This is a genomic window from Alienimonas sp. DA493, from assembly GCF_043951915.1.
GTDB lineage: Bacteria > Planctomycetota > Planctomycetia > Planctomycetales > Planctomycetaceae > Alienimonas.
In genome coordinates this window covers 1-4,934 of the sequence record NZ_JBINJD010000247.1, presented here as the reverse complement: position 1 = coordinate 4,934, position 4,934 = coordinate 1, and the positions used below count along the sequence as shown (strand labels likewise).

Below are 4,934 nucleotides of genomic sequence, written 5' to 3'. Positions count from 1 at the left end.
GGACCGTTCTCAACCGGCGTGCGCCTGCCCGGTGCGGTCCGCACAGCGGACCCTACGCCGATGATCGCCGCCCCGTTTTTAATCGCCGCCGCCCTCGCTTCGGCCCCGGACGACGCGCCGCCGAACGTGGTGTTCTTCCTCGTGGACGACCTCGGGGCGAACGACCTGGGGTGCACCGGCAGCACGTTCTACGAGACGCCGCACGTGGACGCCCTCGCCGCGGCGGGGACGCGGTTCAGTCAGGCCTACGCCGCCTGCCCGGTGTGCAGCCCGACGCGGGCCAGCCTGCTGACGGGCCGGCACCCGGTACGGGTCGACATTACCGACTGGATCCCCGGCGCCCGCCGCAAGGGGCGGTTCCAACACGTCGACGACCGGGACAACCTCGCCTTGGAGGAAGTCACGCTGGCGGAGGTGTTGAAGGAGGAGGGCTACAGCACCTTCTTCGCCGGCAAGTGGCACCTGGGCGACGAGGGCCATTGGCCGACCGATCAGGGCTTCGACGTGAACGTCGGCGGCAACTCCAAGGGCTCGCCGCCGGGCGGGTATTACGCTCCGTGGAAGAACCCCACGCTGACGGCTCGGGCCGAGGGCGAATACCTCACCGACCGATTGGCCGACGAGACCGCCGCGTTCGTGCGGAACGCCTCGCAGGACGCGGACGGCGCGCCGTTCTTCGCGATGCTGAGCTTCTATAACGTCCACACCCCGATCACGGCGGACAAGATCACCGTCGCGGAGTTCGAGCGGGAGGCCGCCGAGCGGTTCGAGGACCCCACGCCGACGATCGAGGAGGGCGCCGCGGCCGGGGTGGAGGTGATCTCCCGGGCCCGGCAGGATCTGCCCGCCTACGCCAGCATGGTCGCCGCGATGGACCGGGCGGTCGGCAAGGTGATGAACGAACTGGAGAACCAGGGGCTGCGGGAGAACACCGTGGTGATCTTCTTCAGCGACAACGGCGGGCTGTGCACCTCGCGGCGGATGGGGCCGACCAGCAACCTGCCGCTGCGGAGCGGCAAGGGCTGGCTGTACGAGGGCGGCGTGCGGGAACCGCTGATCGTCGCCGGGCCGGGCGTGCTGCCGGGCCGGGTGGTCGACACGCCGGTCGTCAGCATGGACCTGTTCCCCACGGCGCTGGACCTGTGCGGCTTGGAGCCGCGGCCGGACCTGCACGCCGACGGCGTCTCCCTCGCCCCGCTGCTGAGCGGCTCCGGGGAGTTGGAGCCGCGAGACTTCGTCTGGCACTACCCGCACTACCACGGCAGCGGCTGGACGCCGGGGGCCTCGCTGCGGCGAGGCGATTGGAAGGTGATCGAGTTCTACGAAACCGACACGGCGGAGCTGTACGACCTCGCCGCCGACCCCGGCGAATTGCAGAACCTCGCCGCGGAACGGCCGGAGACGCTGGCCGAACTGCGGACCGCCCTGCGGGACTGGCAGACGACGATGAACGCCAAGATGCCGGTCGAGGCGGAGTGACGCGACGCGTCAGTCGCGTTCTTCGTTCGCCGCGCTCCGCCTGACCGGCTGCGAGGAGGATCGCGGCGTCACCGCCCCGGGCGTCCCGCTTGCGGGGGCGGGGGGCAAAGAAATAACCCGGGAGGCGGGAGCCTCCCGGGTTCTCATCAAGGTGACGGCTGCCGCCCGATCGCGGGCGGCCGGGGCCGAATCAGTACTCGTCGGTCACTTCGCCGCCGGCCCGGCTGCCCAAGGCGCCCCAGACGCCGTAGGGGCTCTTGCCGCTGGTCACCGAGGTGGCGTTCTGGTTGCCGGCGTTGATCGTCTCGGAGAGGAAGGTCACCGAGCCGTCGCACATCGCGACCTGGACGCCGCCGGTGTGGTAGGAGCCGGCGGAGAAGATGCCGCCGTTGACCCGCTGCCACCAGTTCGACTGGCTGCCCGTGGTGCAGGAGGGGCTGTTCGGCGGGAGGACCGTGTTGAAGCCGGTGTAGGGCACGACGCCGAGGGCGTACGCGGTGCCGCGGGCGCCGCTGAACGCGACGGAGTCGGCGTACCGGCCGGGGTTGTTCGGGTCGGCCACGACGTCCACGCACTGGGCCTGCGGGTCGGTGTAGGTGTTCCCGCCCGGGCCGGTGGAGAGGCTCATCTCCGCGGCGAAGCCGCCCTGGTAGGAGCGGGAGCCGTCGTCCCGGCCGATCTCGCCGACCAGAATCGTGGAGGTCGTGCCGTCGCGGGCGTCACGCAGGCCGAAGTTCACGAAGCCGTCGCCGGAGGTGGACCAGACGTTGCCGGCGAACATGCCGCGGGCCACGGAGCGGTTGCCGCGGCCGTTGCCGTAGCCGTTGTCGCCCCAGTTGGCCGCGTAGTTGGTGTCGGCGGTGCCGGACACGGGGGCGGAGTCGGTCGGGCAGAGCAGCGTGGCGATCTGCGTCCGCCACGGCGGGTAGCTGCTGGAGATCGGCTGACCGCCGAAGGCCGGGTACCGATAGGTCGAGCCGCTGATGGTGCCGTCCAGCGGGCCGGTGATCTGGCTCCACAGGGCTGTCTGGTCCAAGAAGGGCAGCAGGGGCACCAGGTAGCTGAGGTTCCCCTCGTTGCTGCCGTGCCAGGGGTCCGGGGCGCCCGGGTCCGGCGTCGAGGTGCCGCCCATCCCCGCGGGGAAGGTTTTGTAGGTGGAGTGGTAGTTGTGCATGGCCAACCCGATCTGTTTCAGGTTGTTCTGGCACTGACTGCGGCGGGCCGCCTCACGCGCTTGCTGCACGGCGGGCAGCAGGAGGGAGACGAGGATGGCGATGATCGCGATCACCACCAGCAGTTCGATCAGCGTGAAGCCGCGACGCGAGCGTGTGGGGGGGGAGGTCGATGCGATGGAGCGACGGCCGGTACAGGGGTGCGGCATCTCGGACTCGTGAGAGACTGGAACGGAACGCGAAAGAATGCGACGTTAACGCTGACCTTGACGACTGATCAGGGGGCGCAACGGGCGGAAAGGGTACGCAACAGTAACCGTGAATCAATGCTCCGCGTTCACGGAGGGTGCGGCAAATTTCCGGGCCTTCTGCGAAAGTTCGCCCCGAAAAGTCTTCCTCGTCGGTCCCGTCCGCTTCCCGCCGCCCTCCCGCGGTCGTCCTGCGTCCGTCTCGGCAGTCGCGTGAGCGACCGCCGCGTCACGGTCGCCGTCGTTTCCTCCCCTGTTTTTCCGCTCAATCCGCCATGTCCCGCCTCGTTCGTTCCCTGTCCGCCGTCGTTCTGTCCGCCGCGTTGCCGGCGGCCGCGTTGCCGGGTCTCGCCGTCGTCGGGTTGTGCGCGACGGCGGCGGGGTGCTCCTCCGGCGTGACGGAGGGGGAGATTGAAGTGGAGGAGGACGAATCGGAGACCGTCATTGAAAGTCTCTCCCCCGAGGAACGGGCCGAGATGGAACGCATCCGCAGCGGCCGCTGAGAGCCGCGCGAGGCGCCGCCGACCGGACGGCCGAACCGCCGAACGGATAAAAACAGACCGACCCGGGGGACGCCTCCCCCGGGTCGGTCTTTGGCGTGACGGCGTACGTTAGGAAGGAGCGGCCCGGGAGACGGGCCGCGGCGGGTTCAGAACTCGCCGACCACTTCGCCGCCGGCGCGGCTGCCGAGGGCGCCCCAGACGCCGTAGTTGCTCTTGCCGCTGGTCACCGCGCCGGCGGACTGGTTGCCGGTATCGATGGTTTCGGAGATGAACTTCACGCTGCCGTCGCCCAGTACGACCTGCATGCCGCCGGCGTGATGGCTGCCGCCGGAGATGACGCTTCTGCCGCTGTCGTTATCGCCTTCCATGCAGTTCGGACCGTTGGGCGGCAAGATCGTATTGAATCCGGAGTGCGGGGCGGCGCCGTCAATCCAGCGGCTGCCGCGGTCGAATAAGACAGTGACCGTCGCGTTGTAGAATCCCGGCTGCGCAGGATCTTCAACCTTCTTGACGCAGTTGGCGAGCGGATCGGTATGAATGCCGCTGCCGAACCCCGTGTTGCGGGCGACGCGGCCGAGGTAGACCTTCGTGCCGTCGCCGCGGCCGATTTCGCCGACGAGAATCGTATTGACGGCGCCGTCCCGCAGGTCGCGCATCCCCCGCCAGACGCGAAAGCCGAAGGCGCCGCGGTTGCTGGCGACTGTATTCAGCTCGTTGCCGGCGCCGTTGTCGCCCCAGCAGGCGGCGTAGTTGATGTCGGCCTGGCTGGTCACGGGAGCGCCGTCCGTCGGGCAGAGCAGGGCGGGAACCTGCGTCAGCCAGGGGCCGTAGTTCGTCGCCCAGGGGCGGGGGCCCATCGGGGGAAACGGCAGACTCAGCGCGGCGCCGGTGTTCGTGACCGACAGCGGCTTGCTGATCTCGTTCCACAAGCTCGCCTGATCCAGGTACGGCAGCAGCCCGACCGTCCAAGCCAGCCGGTTGCCGTTTGAGGTCTCGGTGGCGGCGTTCGGGGCGCCGGTGTAGGCCGGATTACTATTGACGCTCGTGCCGGCGCAGGCCGCGGGGAAGGTGTTATAGGTGGAGTGGTAGTTGTGCATGGCCAACCCGATCTGTTTCAGGTTGTTCTGGCACTGACTGCGGCGGGCGGCCTCGCGGGCCTGCTGCACGGCGGGCAGGAGCAGCGAAACAAGAATCGCGATGATCGCGATGACCACCAGCAGTTCGATCAGCGTAAAGCCGGACCGTTGGACGGACGGCGTCCGCAAGGCGGCGGACCGGGGGCGCGACATGGAAAAACCCCAAAGTAGGGAGACGCGAGGAGACGTCACGCAGATCGGGGAGGAAAGCCCTGGCAATCCCGACTGTGACGAGAAGTCGGCGATGGTACGTCTCGGTCCCGGCTGACGCAATTTTCGTCTACGCTCGTAGGGATCCGGCGGCGGCCCCGTGTCGGGCTCGGGGCCGGCCGGACACTGGATCCGGTCCGGCGGCGGGCGCTCGTCGCAGCCCAAGAGAAAACGCCGCGTCGCGAC

General features: G+C 69.1%; 4 protein-coding genes. 2 read left to right on the top strand and 2 right to left on the bottom strand.

All coding sequences use genetic code 11. The features are described 5' to 3' along the window. Window positions 1–60 precede the first annotated feature (60 nt). A complete protein-coding gene (locus ACG2DA_RS21690; RefSeq protein WP_395258626.1) occupies window positions 61–1,479 on the top strand; it encodes a sulfatase in 1,419 nt (472 codons plus the stop codon). 190 nt (window positions 1,480–1,669) lie between these two features. Here ACG2DA_RS21690 and ACG2DA_RS21685 read toward each other — a convergent pair whose 3' ends face one another. Then, a complete protein-coding gene (locus ACG2DA_RS21685; protein ID WP_395258624.1) occupies window positions 1,670–2,860 on the bottom strand; it encodes a DUF1559 domain-containing protein in 1,191 nt (396 codons plus the stop codon). Between the two features lie 314 nt (window positions 2,861–3,174). Here ACG2DA_RS21685 and ACG2DA_RS21680 point away from each other — a divergent pair, with 314 nt between their 5' ends. Further along, window positions 3,175–3,402 (top strand): hypothetical protein, encoded by a 228-nt coding sequence (locus ACG2DA_RS21680; protein ID WP_395258622.1) that lies wholly within the window; start codon window positions 3,175–3,177, stop codon window positions 3,400–3,402. Between the two features lie 146 nt (window positions 3,403–3,548). Here the strand turns inward: ACG2DA_RS21680 and ACG2DA_RS21675 are convergent, their stop codons facing one another. Next, window positions 3,549–4,667 (bottom strand): DUF1559 domain-containing protein, encoded by a 1,119-nt coding sequence (locus tag ACG2DA_RS21675; protein ID WP_395258620.1) that lies wholly within the window; start codon window positions 4,665–4,667, stop codon window positions 3,549–3,551. Window positions 4,668–4,934 lie beyond the last annotated feature (267 nt).

What these genes read in the sequence shown, in the direction of transcription:
- ACG2DA_RS21680 (WP_395258622.1), top strand. Translation starts at nt 3,175, where the DNA reads ATGTCCCGCCTCGTTCGTTCCCTGTCCGCCGTCGTTCTGTCCGCCGCG.
- ACG2DA_RS21685 (WP_395258624.1), bottom strand. Translation starts at nt 2,860, where the DNA reads ATGCCGCACCCCTGTACCGGCCGTCGCTCCATCGCATCGACCTCCCCC.
- ACG2DA_RS21690 (WP_395258626.1), top strand. Translation starts at nt 61, where the DNA reads ATGATCGCCGCCCCGTTTTTAATCGCCGCCGCCCTCGCTTCGGCCCCG.